The sequence below is a fragment of the Paenibacillus sp. FSL R5-0749 genome (assembly GCF_038595085.1).
In the GTDB taxonomy this organism is placed as follows: domain Bacteria; phylum Bacillota; class Bacilli; order Paenibacillales; family Paenibacillaceae; genus Paenibacillus.
On the sequence record NZ_CP152005.1, the window covers coordinates 359,221 to 375,367 of the forward strand.

Genomic DNA, 16,147 nt, shown 5'->3' on the forward strand with positions numbered 1-16,147 from the left:
TTTATGGAATTAGAGCGTATAAATGTTTAAATAATGATTGTGATAACTTAGAATGTTTGTTAGTATTACTTACATATAAGTCCATATATTGTCTTATGTATATTGTATACAAATTGATCTTTATGCTACTAATTCCAAAAAATGAATAGGGGTATGACTTGTGAAAAAAGTACTATTGCCATTGATGCTGCTGTTACTGGTTGTAATCATGTCCGCATGTGGTCAGGAAAAAACGACAGGGAACGGATCAGATGCTACATCGTCTTCTGGAAGTAGTTCTGCGGAAAAAAAAGTAATTGTACTTGGGACCAGTGCGGACTATGCACCCTATGAGTTTCATAAGAACATTGATGGTAAAGATACTATCGTAGGTTTTGACATCGAGATTGCCAAGGCAATTGCGGCTGATCTCGGGGCTGAGCTGAAGATTGAGGATATGGACTTTGATGGCCTTCTTATGGCCCTGGGTACAGATAAGGTTGATTTTGTAATATCGGGCTTAACCCCTACCGAAGAACGAAAGAAAAATGTTGATTTTACGGATATCTACTATTACGCAGAGCAGGCTGTACTTGTTAGAGAAGGAGACGATGCGGCATTAAAGTCAGTGGATGATCTATCGGGTAAACAGGTTGGTGTACAGAAGAGTTCCATTCAGGAAGGGATTGCTCAGGAAATAGAAGGAGCAAAGCTAACATCTCTGGCCAAAATACCTGAACTGATCTTGGAGCTGCAGACGGGGCGCGTAGATGCGCTCATTTTGGAGAAACCGGTAGCTGAACAGTATGTGAAGAACCAGGAGGGGCTTGTTGTTGCGGGTGTGGAGATTGAACAGGCAGAAGATGAGGGTGGTTCGGCCATCGCAGTGAAGAAGGGTAACCAGAAGCTGCTGGATCAGATCAACACTACATTGGAAAAGCTCAAAACGAATGGAGATATTGAACGTTTCGTCGTCGAAGCTAATGAGATGCTGGGTGAATAAACCGGACGAGTGAGGGATATGCCGTGAATTTAGATTTTTCCTTTCTATTAGATCATTGGCAGGATTATGCACGAAGCGCGTGGGTTACGCTTGAGCTTTCCTTCTTCGGTGTTCTGTTTGGGACGTTGCTTGGTGTGATCATGGCTTTAATGCGATTATCCCGAATATGGCCAATTAAATTGGTGGCTTCGGCGTATATTGAACTCATCCGAGGCACGCCGATGCTGGTACAGATTCTTATTATCCATTATGGGCTGACAGTTGTAGGTGTGAACTTGCCGGCATTTATGTCGGGGGTGGTAGCTCTAACGATGAATAGTTCGGCTTATATGGCGGAGGTATTCAGGGCCGGGATTCAAGCGATTGATAAAGGGCAGACAGAGGCTTCGCGCTCCCTTGGCATGACTCATGGTATGACACTTCGCTATATTATACTTCCACAGGCCTTTCGTAACATGCTTCCAGCTATCGGTAATGAATTCATTATTATCATTAAAGATTCTTCGCTTGTCTCCATGATCGGCATAGCTGAAATTATATACACATCCAGAACGATTCAGGGTGTTACGTTCCAGCCGCTTGCTCCGCTGCTTGTTGCCGCTGGCCTCTACTTTATAATCACATTTACACTGGCCAACTTGCTCTCTTGGTTGGAACGTAGACTGTCTGCTTCCCGATAACTATTGATGGAGGATTCGGTTCGAAGAAATGCTGGGAGTAGGCTACTGTGGAAATAGTGGGATATAGTCGTAAATGGTGGTGGTATCGCATACATTGATATTGTATTTTGTATACAATATTTTGGAAAGGTGTTGGGTATGTATGTCAGATTCCAAAATGTTAATAGATTGGTCGGAGCGTTATGCTGCACCTAATTATCATCCACTCCCTATTGTGATTGAACAGGCGGAAGGGGTATGGGTGGAAGACCCAGAAGGCCGCCGTTATATGGATATGTTAAGTGCATACTCTGCATTAAATCATGGTCACAGACACCCTGTAATCATACAGGCGCTCAAGGATCAGGCGGATCGGGTTACGCTGACATCACGGGCATTCCACAGCAGCTCAGCTTCTCTATTTTATCAGAAACTCTCACAATTCACGGGAAAATCCAAGATTCTCGCCATGAATACAGGAGCGGAAGCGGTGGAGACTGCGGTAAAGGCGGTACGTAGATGGGCTTATCGTTGCAAAGGTGTACCGGAGAATCAAGCCGAAATTATCGTATGCTCTGGTAACTTTCATGGAAGAACTCTGACGGTTACGTCATTTTCTTCTTCAGTGGAGTATAAAAAAGATTTTGGACCGTTCACACCTGGATTCCGGATTATTCCCTATGGAGATATTGAGGCGCTGAATAAGGCCTTTATGCCAAATACGGCTGGTTTTCTTGTAGAGCCTATTCAGGGCGAAGCTGGAATCGTTATCCCGCCTGATGGATATTTGGCTGAAGCCTTTGCTCTGTGTAAGAACCAGAAGGTGTTGACTGTGGCTGATGAGATCCAGACCGGATTTGGAAGAACGGGTCGCCGTTTTGCTTCCGACTGGGAAGGGGTTGAGCCGGACATCTGGATTATGGGCAAAGCGCTGGGGGGAGGGGTCATGCCAATCTCGGCTATCGCTGCTGATGCGAAGATACTGGATTTGTTTGAGCCGGGCTCTCATGGCTCTACGTTTGGAGGGAACCCACTCGCCTGCGCCGTGGCTATTGCGGCTCTGAATGTTCTTGAAGATGAGAAGCTTGCGGAGCGATCGGAACGTCTGGGGAACTATTTTATGAAAAAGCTTCGTGATATTCGCAGTTCGGCCATCCGGGACATCCGGGGTAAGGGTTTATTTATTGGTGTTGAACTGCATGAATCAGCACGACCTTATTGTGAGCGATTGATGTCTGCGGGTCTACTGTGTAAAGAAACCCATGAAACAACCATTCGTTTTGCTCCACCGCTGACAATTGAAGAGTCCGAGATTAATTGGGCGCTGGAGAGAATTGAGCAGGTTCTGATCGATAATGAAGGAGCTGACCTACATGAAAAATGATGATGATGTCTATGGTGGAATAAAAGATACTTCTATTGTTGCGGATACTACGGATCAGAGAACTTCGCGGCGTAATGTAACAATCATTAAGGTTCCTTTTGGACTCGGGGGAGCAAGAGGCGGCGCGGAGTTGGGGCCGGATGAATTGATTACAGCTGGACTGAAGAGGGAGATCACGAGTCTTGGGCTAGTTCTTTCCAAAGAAGTACGAGTAGATTGTCCTTCCGAACCGGCTGCCCCTACTGAGCGGAATCGTGTAAAACACTTGAATGAGGTACGTCAGGTTAGTGAGAAGGTGTGTCATGAAGTATCGACTGCGGTAGAAGAGGGGGTCTTTCCCCTTATACTTGGAGGAGATCATAGTGTGGCGATTGGCACTTTGGCCGGATTAACAGCCCACTATTCCAATTTGGGTGTGATCTGGTTTGATGCACATGCAGACTTGAATACGGAAGAACGCAGCTTGTCCGGTAATATGCATGGGATGAGTGTGGCTGCTTCCTTAGGGCATACTGCATACAATCTGTCGCACATTGTTGGAGCAGGCGCGTTTATTGATCCGTCCAACTTGGTCTATATTGGTCTACGTGATCTGGATGAGTATGAGAAAGAGCAGATTAAAGGATTGGGAATCCAAGCATTTACGATGCATGATATTGACCGTATGGGAATACAACAGGTTATTGAACAAGCGATAGCTACAGTGGGGAAAGGGACAGATGGTATTCATGTCAGCTTTGACATGGATTGTCTGGACCCGCGGGAAGCTCCAGGTGTAGGCACCCCAGTACCGGGTGGCTTGAATTACCGAGAGGCACATTACGCATTGGAGATACTTGCTTCCACCAATCAAGTTACGTCAATGGAGCTGGTTGAAGTGAATCCGTTGTTTGACCACAATAGACATACGGCAAGACTTGGTGTGGAACTAATCGCTTCTCTGCTGGGTAAGCGCATATTATAGGTACTAAGAAGCGAAGCGGAGTGTGTAAGCAGTGCCTAAGAAATGAGTTTCTTATTTATATAGAAGGAAAAGAAAGCTGGGATCTCCGAAAACCAGGGCTATCCACAATCAATTGTTCACTGCATCGCAGTGGAAGTGGCTTCCCTGGTTATGTTTAATGGGTGATTATATAAGAAGCTGCTTAATGAGGAGGCTTAGAATCATTTCTATAGTTCGGGAGCGCTTCAGATTACACATTGTGTCGATAGGGTAGGTGATTATCAATTTTCAAAAAAAGCTTGCAATGTAAAACTGTACATGATATATTCTAATTCCGGCCAAGAAAACACGAGATACACGGTGCGGCAAGCGAATGAAATAAGCTTCGAAAGAAACTTAAAAAAAGAGCTTGCAAAGTTGGTTCGGACATGATATTATATAAGAGTTGCTGAAGAGAACGACATTCGGTAACGAAACAAGTTTGATCTTTGAAAACTGAACAACGAGTGAGTAAACATTCTGCTTGCAGAATGAACGCGAAAGTTTGAGACAAGCCTTGGCTTGGATCGACTGGAGCACAAATGAGATGTTTAATCTCGTCAGATTCAAAATGAGCTTATCGCTCTTTTCAATACTTTATTGGAGAGTTTGATCCTGGCTCAGGACGAACGCTGGCGGCATGCCTAATACATGCAAGTCGAGCGGAGTTGATAAGAAGCTTGCTTCTTTGAGACTTAGCGGCGGACGGGTGAGTAACACGTAGGCAACCTGCCCTCAAGTTTGGGACAACTACCGGAAACGGTAGCTAATACCGAATAGTTGTTTTCTTCGCCTGAAGGAAACTGGAAAGACGGAGCAATCTGTCACTTGGGGATGGGCCTGCGGCGCATTAGCTAGTTGGTGGGGTAACGGCTCACCAAGGCGACGATGCGTAGCCGACCTGAGAGGGTGATCGGCCACACTGGGACTGAGACACGGCCCAGACTCCTACGGGAGGCAGCAGTAGGGAATCTTCCGCAATGGGCGAAAGCCTGACGGAGCAATGCCGCGTGAGTGATGAAGGTTTTCGGATCGTAAAGCTCTGTTGCCAGGGAAGAACGCTTGGGAGAGTAACTGCTCTCAAGGTGACGGTACCTGAGAAGAAAGCCCCGGCTAACTACGTGCCAGCAGCCGCGGTAATACGTAGGGGGCAAGCGTTGTCCGGAATTATTGGGCGTAAAGCGCGCGCAGGCGGTCATTTAAGTCTGGTGTTTAATCCCGGGGCTCAACCCCGGATCGCACTGGAAACTGGGTGACTTGAGTGCAGAAGAGGAGAGTGGAATTCCACGTGTAGCGGTGAAATGCGTAGATATGTGGAGGAACACCAGTGGCGAAGGCGACTCTCTGGGCTGTAACTGACGCTGAGGCGCGAAAGCGTGGGGAGCAAACAGGATTAGATACCCTGGTAGTCCACGCCGTAAACGATGAGTGCTAGGTGTTAGGGGTTTCGATACCCTTGGTGCCGAAGTTAACACATTAAGCACTCCGCCTGGGGAGTACGGTCGCAAGACTGAAACTCAAAGGAATTGACGGGGACCCGCACAAGCAGTGGAGTATGTGGTTTAATTCGAAGCAACGCGAAGAACCTTACCAGGTCTTGACATCAGCATGACCGGGCTAGAGATAGTCCTTTCCTTCGGGACATGCTAGACAGGTGGTGCATGGTTGTCGTCAGCTCGTGTCGTGAGATGTTGGGTTAAGTCCCGCAACGAGCGCAACCCTTGATCTTAGTTGCCAGCATTTCGGATGGGCACTCTAAGGTGACTGCCGGTGACAAACCGGAGGAAGGTGGGGATGACGTCAAATCATCATGCCCCTTATGACCTGGGCTACACACGTACTACAATGGCCGGTACAACGGGCTGTGAAGCCGCGAGGTGGAACGAATCCTAAAAAGCCGGTCTCAGTTCGGATTGCAGGCTGCAACTCGCCTGCATGAAGTCGGAATTGCTAGTAATCGCGGATCAGCATGCCGCGGTGAATACGTTCCCGGGTCTTGTACACACCGCCCGTCACACCACGAGAGTTTATAACACCCGAAGTCGGTGGGGTAACCGCAAGGAGCCAGCCGCCGAAGGTGGGATAGATGATTGGGGTGAAGTCGTAACAAGGTAGCCGTATCGGAAGGTGCGGCTGGATCACCTCCTTTCTATGGAGAATCGTTTCCTGTAACGGAAACATTCAAATAGCAGACTAGATCTGCACAAACTAGCCAGGTCGGCTAGTTACTCACTCGTTGCTCAGTTTTGAGAGCTCAAACTCTCAAACAGCTTGCTTTTGCATGGAGCTTGTTCTTTGAAAACTAGATATCGAAACGAAAGTAAATGCGAATTAGAACATTCCTTTTTAGCTGAACTTGTGTAAACAAGTTTCAATAAAAACGGTAGATTGCACGTACGATGGTTTTGGGTGGGAGCGACTTTTGGCTTTGCGTAAGCAAAACAAGGGAAGCGAGCAGCCAATACCGGAGCACGAGGTTAAGCTACTAAGAGCACACGGAGGATGCCTAGGCGCTAGGAGCCGATGAAGGACGTGGCGAACAACGAAACTGCCTCGGGGAGCTGTAAGCAAGCTTTGATCCGGGGGTGTCCGAATGGGGAAACCCAGCTGGGGTAATTTCCAGTTACTCACAACTGAATACATAGGTTGTGTAGAGGCATACCAGGGGAACTGAAACATCTAAGTACCCTGAGGAAGAGAAAACAATAGTGATTCCGTCAGTAGCGGCGAGCGAACGCGGAGAAGCCCAAACCAGAGAGCTTGCTCTTTGGGGTTGTGGGACGTCTCACATGGAGTTACAAAGGAACCGGTTAAGCGAAGAGGTCTGGAAAGGCCCGCCAAAGAAGGTAAAAGCCCTGTAATTGAAAGTCTGTTCCCTCCGAGACGGATCCCGAGTAGTGCGGGGCACGTGAAACCCCGTATGAATCCGGCAGGACCATCTGCCAAGGCTAAATACTTCCTAGCGACCGATAGTGAAGCAGTACCGTGAGGGAAAGGTGAAAAGCACCCCGGAAGGGGAGTGAAATAGAACCTGAAACCGTGTGCTTACAAAAAGTCAGAGCCCGTTTTAGGGGTGATGGCGTGCCTTTTGTAGAATGAACCGGCGAGTTACGTTCCCGTGCAAGGTTAAGGTGAAGAGCCGGAGCCGCAGCGAAAGCGAGTCTGAATAGGGCGACATAGTACGTGGACGTAGACCCGAAACCGGGTGATCTACCCCTGTCCAGGGTGAAGGTGCGGTAACACGCACTGGAGGCCCGAACCCACGCACGTTGAAAAGTGCGGGGATGAGGTGGGGGTAGCGGAGAAATTCCAATCGAACTCGGAGATAGCTGGTTCTCCCCGAAATAGCTTTAGGGCTAGCCTCGGAAAACAGAGTCGTGGAGGTAGAGCACTGATTGGGTGCGGGGCCCGCAAGGGTTACCAAGCTCAGTCAAACTCCGAATGCCATAGACTTACTTCCGGGAGTCAGACAGTGAGTGCTAAGATCCATTGTCAAAAGGGAAACAGCCCAGACCATCAGCTAAGGTCCCCAAGTGTGTGTTAAGTGGGAAAGGATGTGGAGTTGCACAGACAACCAGGATGTTGGCTTAGAAGCAGCCACCATTGAAAGAGTGCGTAATAGCTCACTGGTCGAGTGACTCTGCGCCGAAAATGTAACGGGGCTAAACACACCACCGAAGCTATGGCTTGATGCTTGCATCAGGGGTAGGGGAGCGTTGTATAAGGGTTGAAGGTGTACCGTAAGGAGCGCTGGACATTATACAAGTGAGAATGCCGGTATGAGTAACGAAAAGATCAGTGAGAATCTGATCCGCCGAAAGCCTAAGGGTTCCTGAGGAAGGCTCGTCCGCTCAGGGTAAGTCGGGACCTAAGGCGAGGCCGAAAGGCGTAGTCGAAGGACAACAGGTCGAAATTCCTGTACCACCGTAAGCCGTTATGAGCAATGGGGGGACGCAGTAGGGTAGTGACGCGGACTGATGGATGTCCGTCTAAGCAGTAAGGCTGATGTGTAGGCAAATCCGCACATCATAAGGCTGAGCTGTGATGGGGAGCGAAAATTGTAGTAGCGAAGGTCATGATCTCACACTGCCAAGAAAAGCCTCTAGCCAGGTGAAGGTGCCCGTACCGCAAACCGACACAGGTAGGCGAGAAGAGTATTCTAAGGCGCGCGGAAGAACTCTCGTTAAGGAACTCGGCAAAATGACCCCGTAACTTCGGGAGAAGGGGTGCCCCGGTAGTGTGAATAGCACGAGGGGGCCGCAGTGAAAAGGCCCAAGCGACTGTTTAGCAAAAACACAGGTCTGTGCGAAGCCGTAAGGCGAAGTATACGGGCTGACGCCTGCCCGGTGCTGGAAGGTTAAGGGGAGTGGTTAGGAGCAATCCGAAGCTGTGAACCGAAGCCCCAGTAAACGGCGGCCGTAACTATAACGGTCCTAAGGTAGCGAAATTCCTTGTCAGGTAAATTCTGACCCGCACGAATGGCGTAACGACTTGGGCGCTGTCTCAACGAGAGATCCGGTGAAATTTTAATACCTGTGAAGATGCAGGTTACCCGCGACAAGACGGAAAGACCCCATGGAGCTTTACTGCAGCTTGATATTGAATTTGGGTACGATCTGTACAGGATAGGTGGGAGCCTTTGAAGTGGGAGCGCAAGCTTCCATGGAGGCAACGTTGGGATACCACCCTGATCGTATCTAGGTTCTAACCTGGTACCGTAATCCGGTGCGGGGACAGTGTCAGGTGGGCAGTTTGACTGGGGCGGTCGCCTCCTAAAGAGTAACGGAGGCGCCCAAAGGTTCCCTCAGAATGGTTGGAAATCATTCGAAGAGTGCAAAGGCATAAGGGAGCTTGACTGCGAGACCTACAAGTCGAGCAGGGACGAAAGTCGGGCTTAGTGATCCGGTGGTACCGCATGGAAGGGCCATCGCTCAACGGATAAAAGCTACCCTGGGGATAACAGGCTTATCTCCCCCAAGAGTCCACATCGACGGGGAGGTTTGGCACCTCGATGTCGGCTCATCGCATCCTGGGGCTGAAGTAGGTCCCAAGGGTTGGGCTGTTCGCCCATTAAAGCGGTACGCGAGCTGGGTTCAGAACGTCGTGAGACAGTTCGGTCCCTATCTGTCGTGGGCGTAGGAAATTTGAGAGGAGCTGTCCTTAGTACGAGAGGACCGGGATGGACGTACCGCTGGTGTACCAGTTGTTCCGCCAGGAGCACCGCTGGGTAGCTATGTACGGACGGGATAAACGCTGAAAGCATCTAAGCGTGAAGCCCCCCTCAAGATGAGATTTCCCAGTATGTAAGACCCCTTGAAGACGACGAGGTAGATAGGCTGGGGGTGGAAGTGCAGCAATGCATGGAGCTGACCAGTACTAATCGGTCGAGGGCTTATCCAATAGCAAGTTGTAGTTCGCATGTTTCGTTTCGAATCTAGTTTTCAGAGAACGATCTCTGAAATGTAAGCTATGCGTTTGGTGGCGATGGCGGAGGGGTTCCACACGTACCCATCCCGAACACGACCGTTAAGCCCTCTAGCGCCGATGGTACTTGGACCGCAGGGTCCTGGGAGAGTAGGACGCCGCCAAGCGATTTCCCTTTGGGGTATTTTTTTTGCCCCCCTTGTCAAGGAATAAGGGATATATATTAGGGCCCTTAGCTCAGTTGGTTAGAGCGCACCTCTGATAAGGGTGAGGCCGGTGGTTCGAGTCCACCAGGGCCCATAGCAAGACCACAACAAAAAAAACCAGAGTATGGGGCCATAGCTCAGCTGGGAGAGCGCCTGCCTTGCAAGCAGGAGGTCAGCGGTTCGATCCCGCTTGGCTCCACCATTCCCTGATAGCTCAGTTGGTAGAGCACTCGACTGTTAATCGAGTTGTCACAGGTTCGAGCCCTGTTCGGGGAGCCATATGGAGAGGTGTCCGAGCTGGCCGAAGGAGCACGATTGGAAATCGTGTAGGCGTCACAAGCGTCTCGAGGGTTCGAATCCCTCTCTCTCCGCCAGATAATTTTTTAGCAAGGCCCGTTGGTCAAGGGGTTAAGACACCTCCCTTTCACGGAGGTAACAGGGGTTCGAATCCCCTACGGGTCATAGCAATACCTATTGCTTTAACAAGGGATGAGAATCCCAAAGGTTCGTCGGAGGATATACCTCGTGAGCAGCTGCTTCGCAGTCTCGAACGAAGTGAGAGTATCCCCTACGGGTCATATTACGGAGGCTTAGCTCAGCTGGGAGAGCATCTGCCTTACAAGCAGAGGGTCGGGGGTTCGATCCCCTCAGCCTCCACCATATTATCTTTTAACGACGCGGGGTGGAGCAGCCCGGTAGCTCGTCGGGCTCATAACCCGAAGGCCGCAGGTTCAAATCCTGCCCCCGCAATTAACTTTCCTTGAGAAAGTATTATGGAACCGTGGTGTAGTTGGCCTAACATGCCTGCCTGTCACGCAGGAGATCGCGGGTTCGAATCCCGTCGGTTCCGCCATTTTTAATTAAATATACACCATGCCGGTGTAGCTCAACTGGTAGAGCAACTGACTTGTAATCAGTAGGTTGGGGGTTCAAGTCCTCTCGCCGGCACCATTTTTAGTATTTACATCTGAATTTGTAATTGAATGTATATTATAGATGCAGTTGTTAATACTAAGATACTCTTAGTGGATGAATGGCTTACTCTATGGCGATCGTGGCGAAGTGGTTAACGCACCGGTTTGTGGATCCGGCATTCGGGGGTTCAATTCCCCTCGATCGCCCCATGATTTTTTTAATGGGGATTAGCCAAGCGGTAAGGCAACGGACTTTGACTCCGTCATGCATAGGTTCAAATCCTATATCCCCAGCCATTTCATTATTTTGAGTCATTAGCTCAGTTGGTAGAGCACCTGACTTTTAATCAGGGTGTCGAAGGTTCGAGCCCTTCATGACTCACCATTATATTTTGCGGTCGTGGCGGAATTGGCAGACGCGCACGGTTCAGGTCCGTGTGGGCTAACCCCCCGTGGAGGTTCGAGTCCTCTCGACCGCACCATATGTTTTGCGGAAGTGGCTCAGCGGTAGAGCATCGCCTTGCCAAGGCGAGGGTCGCGGGTTCGATTCCCGTCTTCCGCTCCATATTTGCGCCCTTAGCTCAGCTGGATAGAGCGTTTGACTACGAATCAAAAGGCCGGGAGTTCGAATCTCTCAGGGCGCGCCATTATTTTCATAAGTATCGGGATGTAGCTCAGCTTGGTAGAGCACCTGGTTTGGGACCAGGGGGTCGCATGTTCAAATCGTGTCATCCCGATTTTTTTTATTATGCGGGTGTAGTTCAATGGTAGAACTTTAGCCTTCCAAGCTAATAGCGTGGGTTCGATTCCCATCACCCGCTTCCTAGATATATTGAAAGAGCTCTTGCTTATTGCAGGGGCTCTTTTTGTATTAGTCATTTAAACTCTTAATTAGTGAACTCTAAATTAGCTTACTGTATAAGTATCTTAATTCACTTAATTCAAGGAACGACAAAAGCTCCGCTTTCTACGATGCACGCAGGAAGAGGAGCTTGCGATGTTTCATTAGTACGATGACGAATAATTAGTATCTTTCAAGAATCGTCTGTGTCTTCAAGCCATCGGCAGGAATTAGCCAGTTGTTGTTCTCCAGCAATTGCAGCAGTTGGGTACGCAGGCCCGATACGGCTACAGCATCATCGGTTTTGAAAGAGACCTCTACGATATTTTCAGTACCTGTACCTGCTGCATTACGGATCGGCCATACTTCGAGTGTAAGTTCTTGACCATTCCATGTACCTTCATAACGTTGGAATGTGATCGGGCCATATGCACGGGATTGCGTCAGCTGCTGCTTGCCCCAGTTGGAGGCAGACCAGTTTTTCAATTTGCCAGGGAGCTTGTCCAGTAACATGTTCAAGGCTTCTTGCTCTGTAGGAAGATGAACACCTGTTGCATTGGTATCGACCTTTTTCGTGTTGGAGAAGCTTAGTGTTTGTTTGCCATATCCCCAATCGATCTCAGCCTCGTAATTATCATCCGATTTATCGAACCCTTCTTGGTTAGCCAGTGTCAGCGCTGCGTTGATATCCCCATTGATGACAGGGTACCGTTTTTTATAGGTTAGCTCATAGTTGTTTTTATCATCCTTCTTGCGAAAACGAACATTCCATCCTTGCTCATCCAGTCCGAGCGCATTGGTGTCAAAGTACTCTACGTTAATGTTTCTTGGCGTGGAACTCAGGTCGAGGGTCTGAATGACTTCACTGCGTGGTGTCCCATCTGTATTCAATACGAGTTCCGGCTTGGCCAGAAACTTCACTTCATAAGCAGGAACAGCATTGGCAGCAGCTGAAGCCTGGGGCGCTCCCAGAAACGTCAGTCCACTTCCCAATGTGACGATGCTCAGCATAAATGAGGCGGTTACCTTTTTCCACTTTTTCAAAACCAATCACTCTCCTAATCTGGATTAACGTACAGATCCCACTTTATCGTCCGAGTATCTGAACGCGATTAACGGGGAGCGCACATTGCGTTAACCCTGCATAGATTTGATGAATGGTAAACGATAGTTTATAGAGGATCAGGGGAATTCGCTATGGAAACAGGGAAGCCGTAGCTCACCTCTCGCAGCACTTCTTTGAAGCGATTTACTTGAACTGAAGGATGGCGGTCCTTGTTATGTACGGTATATATCTGGCGCGGTGCCTGCTCTCCCGGAATGGGAAGAACCTGAATGAGCCCGTGCTGCTCCTCCCACTGTACTGCCATTCGTGACATGAACGAGACATGCCCCCCAATTAACACAAGCTGTTTGATGGCTTCCAGGGAATCCATCTCCACCGTACTCCTCAAACGAATGTCATGTTGCGCGAGCCATTGGTTGGTTAGTCGCCGAGTACTGGATTCGCTGCCATGTAGGGCAAATGGGATCTGAGCAATATGCTCAGGCGTCAATGGTTCCTTCTGAGCCAACCCATGCTGTGGAGAGCAGATTAATACCAAGTCATCCTCACATAACGTCTCAGCTTGCAGCGCGGGTCCGACAAACGGCTCCGAAGAGATCACCCCCAGATCAATCTGATGCCGAATTAACATCTCGCGAATAACGGGTGATGGTTTGACGGATAAGACGATACGAATGCCAGGGAATTCTTGAGAAAAGGTATTGAGTATAGCGGGCAGCAGATATGTAGCTGGTACATAGCTTGCCCCAATGTGCAGAGTGCCCCGATATAGACTGTCATATTCTTTTACTATCCGCCTTGCCTCTTGGGTCAGGGCATTGATTTTGACGGAATAGTGGAGCAGGGCCTGTCCGGCCTCCGTTAGAAAGGTCTTCCCACTGCGCGATTCGAATAATCGCACGCCCATCTCTTCCTCCAATGATTTCATATGAAATGTAACGGTTGGTTGTTTGATCCCCAGTAACTCTGCCACGCTTGTCATATGATGATGCTTATCGATCAGCTCAACAATTTGCAGTTTGATCAGATTCAATGTCCCAACACTCCTCTCACTTCTACTAACCCCAATATATAAGATGATCTAATGTTTTTCATAAAGACGGAGAGTACAGAACCAATCTGAAGAAGCGAAGCCAAAAGCTTTCTGGAAGAAAGCTACTTCGGAAGCATATGCTTCGCCTTTATCCCCGGATTTCTCCCTTTAAAAAGGGAGTATAAGAAATCTGGGGATAACAGCGATCGGAAGATGGTGCTGTAATCGAAGCGAAAACATGAAAATTAATTTAGTTCACCTACTATAGATTTAATCTATGAACATCAACAGAATTCATCTAAAAAGTTAATTCCAATTTTACATACAAGACATACAACTCGCGAAAGCGGACGTTAGACTGAGAACAGTGCAAGAGAGGAAGTAACAAAAGAGATCAAGTAACAGAAGACAGGCAGGGATGCTTATGAAATTAGAGATAACGGGAATTCAAAAATCATTTAATCAAACACCCGCACTGCTGCCGACAGATCTAACGCTTGAACATGGCAAGTTCACGACACTGCTTGGCCCATCAGGCTGTGGCAAAACAACACTACTCCGCATGTTGGCCGGGCTGGAACAGCCGGATGCGGGGGAGATTCGTGCAGATGGTGAGTATATCTACTCTGCGGCGAAGCGGATTGATATACCGACACACAAGCGTAATCTGGGCATGGTGTTTCAGGATTTTGCATTATGGCCACATATGACCGTCTATGAAAACGTAGCGTTTGGCCTAAAGGCCGGAAAACAGAAATCCGATCTGCGGCAAAAGGTGAACGAAGCCCTTGGTATGGTTCGCCTGCAAGGCATGGAAGATCGATATCCTCATCAGCTGTCTGGTGGACAGCAGCAACGGGTTGCTTTTGCCAGAGCCGTAGCCGTCAGACCTGGTGTGATCCTGTTCGATGAGCCACTAAGTGCACTGGATGCTGTACTTCGGGAAGAGATGCGGATTGAGATGATGTCCCTGGTACGGGATATGGGACTGACTGCGCTGTACGTCACACATGATCAGATTGAAGCGATGTCGATGTCGGATGAGATTGTGGTGATGCAGAAGGGGCGGATATTGCAAAAAGGAAGCCCGGAAACGATCTACTCGGCGCCAAGTGATCCGTATGTCGCTTCGTTTATCGGAAAGTCTAACTGGCTCACGCCTAATCAATCGATGGTGCGTCCAGAGCATGTCACCTGGAACAAAACAGATCATGACGATCTGTGTTATCCGGGAACTGTACTCAGCGTCAGCTATGTAGGTGAACGCTATGAAGTGCGGGTGCAGATGGAAGGGCTCGGCGTATGGACAGCCTATATGAACCAGAGAGTACGCGTAGGCGAGAAGGCTCAGCTCTATGTTGCTCCCGAGTGGATATGCCGCATGGATGGACAGGATGTCGAAACAGTGAATCACCGTGAAGTGATCGCAGCAGCTAATTAGGGATGAATTGATGTGTGAATGCAAACAAAAGCACTACAGGTTGAACAACTTAATCAGGAAACCAGGGGAGATGGATGAATATGTTGGGGATGAAAACACGGAAAAAGAGTGCAATGCTGTTATTAACTGCGGTAATGAGTATCAGTTTGTTCGGATGTAGTACGGGTAACACAACCACAGGCAATGCGGCACAACCCGCGGGTGAAGGAAACACAGCAGCGGCGGCGGAAACAACGAAACCGGCTGGCGGCAAGTTGGTATTGTACAGTGCTGGCCCACAGAAACTGGCCGATAACATCGTGAGTGGATTTACAGACAAAACAGGGATCGAAGTTGAAATGTTCCAGGGAACAACAGGCAAAATTCTGGCTCGTATGGAAGCTGAGAAATCCAATCCGGTAGCAGACGTTGTAATCCTGGCCTCCTTGCCTTCAGCACAGGCTTTGAAAGCCGATGGTTTGACGATGCCTTACCCCGAAGCAGCCAATGCGGACAAGCTGAACAAGGACTGGTCGGATGCAGAAGGCAACTATTTTAGCAGCAGTGCTTCCGCACTGGGTATTGTGTATAACACCAAACTGGTATCTACCCCGCCAACAAGTTGGGCAGATCTTGCTACGCCTGCGTGGAAAGATGCCGTGAACATTCCCGACCCTACATTATCAGGCTCAGCACTCGACTTCATCACAGGATACCTGAGTGCGAATGGTGAAAAAGGATGGGACCTGCTCAGTGCCTATAAAGCCAATGGTGTAGCGATGGCGGGAGCCAATCAGGAGGCACTTGATCCCGTTATTACAGGTGCCAAAAGCATCGTAGCCGCAGGTGTGGACTACATGGCGTATTCCTCCAAGGCAAAAGGTGAACCACTGGATATCGTATATCCGGAAGAAGGCACGGTAATCAGCCCAAGACCGGCAGCAATTCTAAAATCCAGTCCGAATGTAGAGAATGCCAAAGCGTTCATTGACTACTTGTTGTCTGACGAAGCACAGAAGCTTGTTACAGATGCTTATCTAATCCCGGGCCGCGAAGATATTGAAGCGACTAACCGTGCCAATGTGAAGGATATCCCACAACTTAAAGTGGATTGGAACTGGATGAGCGAACATGGCGAAGAGACAGCAGCACGTTTTTCCGAGACGTTTAAATAAGAGTACTTTTGCATAAATCCAAAGAACGTCTTTCAATAAGTAAGGTATAGATCGAAATACT

The 16,147-nt window shown here is 48.9% G+C and carries 8 protein-coding genes, 17 tRNA genes and 3 rRNA genes; 26 read left to right on the forward strand and 2 right to left on the reverse strand.

Going from position 1 to position 16,147, the window contains the following annotated elements:
- The first annotated feature begins 160 nt into the window (after positions 1 to 160).
- The 24 genes from MKY85_RS01685 to MKY85_RS01800 all read left to right on the forward strand — a co-directional run bounded on the left by MKY85_RS01685 (position 161) and on the right by MKY85_RS01800 (position 11,372).
- A complete protein-coding gene (locus MKY85_RS01685) occupies positions 161 to 982 on the forward strand; it encodes a transporter substrate-binding domain-containing protein (RefSeq protein WP_342571624.1) in 822 nt (273 codons plus the stop codon).
- Positions 983 to 1,005: 23 nt separating this feature from the next.
- Positions 1,006 to 1,662 carry an amino acid ABC transporter permease gene (locus MKY85_RS01690; protein ID WP_342571625.1) on the forward strand — a complete coding sequence of 219 codons (657 nt, stop codon included), beginning with the start codon at positions 1,006 to 1,008 and terminating at the stop codon, positions 1,660 to 1,662.
- A gap of 142 nt (positions 1,663 to 1,804) precedes the next feature.
- Positions 1,805 to 3,025, forward strand: coding sequence for an ornithine--oxo-acid transaminase (locus MKY85_RS01695; RefSeq protein WP_342571626.1), 1,221 nt, complete (start codon positions 1,805 to 1,807; stop codon positions 3,023 to 3,025).
- A complete protein-coding gene (gene rocF / locus MKY85_RS01700; protein ID WP_342571627.1) occupies positions 3,015 to 3,989 on the forward strand; it encodes an arginase in 975 nt (324 codons plus the stop codon). Before MKY85_RS01695 ends, rocF begins: the two co-directional genes overlap by 11 nt.
- A gap of 615 nt (positions 3,990 to 4,604) precedes the next feature.
- A 16S ribosomal RNA gene (locus tag MKY85_RS01705) occupies positions 4,605 to 6,156 on the forward strand.
- 326 nt (positions 6,157 to 6,482) lie between these two features.
- Positions 6,483 to 9,407, forward strand: a 23S ribosomal RNA gene (locus tag MKY85_RS01710).
- A 74-nt stretch (positions 9,408 to 9,481) separates the two neighbouring features.
- Positions 9,482 to 9,598, forward strand: a 5S ribosomal RNA gene (rrf, locus tag MKY85_RS01715).
- Together the 16S, 23S and 5S rRNA genes with 17 tRNA genes alongside form the textbook arrangement of a ribosomal RNA operon.
- Before the next feature lie 59 nt (positions 9,599 to 9,657).
- Positions 9,658 to 9,731, forward strand: a tRNA-Ile gene (locus MKY85_RS01720).
- 32 nt (positions 9,732 to 9,763) lie between these two features.
- Positions 9,764 to 9,839, forward strand: a tRNA-Ala gene (locus tag MKY85_RS01725).
- A 1-nt stretch (position 9,840) separates the two neighbouring features.
- Positions 9,841 to 9,916 (forward strand) — tRNA-Asn (locus tag MKY85_RS01730).
- A gap of 3 nt (positions 9,917 to 9,919) precedes the next feature.
- Positions 9,920 to 10,011: transfer RNA gene (locus MKY85_RS01735), tRNA-Ser, on the forward strand.
- Positions 10,012 to 10,027: 16 nt separating this feature from the next.
- A tRNA-Glu gene (locus MKY85_RS01740) sits at positions 10,028 to 10,099 on the forward strand.
- A gap of 122 nt (positions 10,100 to 10,221) precedes the next feature.
- Positions 10,222 to 10,297 (forward strand) — tRNA-Val (locus MKY85_RS01745).
- Positions 10,298 to 10,313: 16 nt separating this feature from the next.
- Positions 10,314 to 10,387: transfer RNA gene (locus MKY85_RS01750), tRNA-Met, on the forward strand.
- Positions 10,388 to 10,412: 25 nt separating this feature from the next.
- A tRNA-Asp gene (locus tag MKY85_RS01755) sits at positions 10,413 to 10,490 on the forward strand.
- 22 nt (positions 10,491 to 10,512) lie between these two features.
- A tRNA-Thr gene (locus tag MKY85_RS01760) sits at positions 10,513 to 10,588 on the forward strand.
- Positions 10,589 to 10,685: 97 nt separating this feature from the next.
- Positions 10,686 to 10,761 (forward strand) — tRNA-His (locus MKY85_RS01765).
- Positions 10,762 to 10,773: 12 nt separating this feature from the next.
- Positions 10,774 to 10,848 (forward strand) — tRNA-Gln (locus tag MKY85_RS01770).
- Positions 10,849 to 10,860: 12 nt separating this feature from the next.
- Positions 10,861 to 10,936 (forward strand) — tRNA-Lys (locus tag MKY85_RS01775).
- Between the two features lie 9 nt (positions 10,937 to 10,945).
- Positions 10,946 to 11,033, forward strand: a tRNA-Leu gene (locus tag MKY85_RS01780).
- 8 nt (positions 11,034 to 11,041) lie between these two features.
- Positions 11,042 to 11,116 (forward strand) — tRNA-Gly (locus MKY85_RS01785).
- Positions 11,117 to 11,121: 5 nt separating this feature from the next.
- A tRNA-Arg gene (locus tag MKY85_RS01790) sits at positions 11,122 to 11,198 on the forward strand.
- 16 nt (positions 11,199 to 11,214) lie between these two features.
- Positions 11,215 to 11,288, forward strand: a tRNA-Pro gene (locus tag MKY85_RS01795).
- Between the two features lie 13 nt (positions 11,289 to 11,301).
- Positions 11,302 to 11,372 (forward strand) — tRNA-Gly (locus MKY85_RS01800).
- Positions 11,373 to 11,575: 203 nt separating this feature from the next.
- On the opposite strand, the gene MKY85_RS01805 is transcribed toward MKY85_RS01800, so the two are convergent.
- Positions 11,576 to 12,436 (reverse strand): hypothetical protein, encoded by an 861-nt coding sequence (locus MKY85_RS01805; RefSeq protein WP_342571628.1) that lies wholly within the window; start codon positions 12,434 to 12,436, stop codon positions 11,576 to 11,578.
- Positions 12,437 to 12,564: 128 nt separating this feature from the next.
- Entirely contained in the window at positions 12,565 to 13,491 is a 927-nt protein-coding gene (locus MKY85_RS01810; RefSeq protein WP_342571629.1) for a LysR family transcriptional regulator, read from the reverse strand.
- A gap of 424 nt (positions 13,492 to 13,915) precedes the next feature.
- On the opposite strand from MKY85_RS01810, the gene MKY85_RS01815 reads away from it, so the two are divergent.
- A complete protein-coding gene (locus MKY85_RS01815; protein ID WP_342571630.1) occupies positions 13,916 to 14,932 on the forward strand; it encodes an ABC transporter ATP-binding protein in 1,017 nt (338 codons plus the stop codon).
- 80 nt (positions 14,933 to 15,012) lie between these two features.
- Positions 15,013 to 16,086, forward strand: coding sequence for an ABC transporter substrate-binding protein (locus MKY85_RS01820; protein ID WP_339239156.1), 1,074 nt, complete (start codon positions 15,013 to 15,015; stop codon positions 16,084 to 16,086).
- The last annotated feature ends 61 nt before the right edge of the window (positions 16,087 to 16,147 follow it).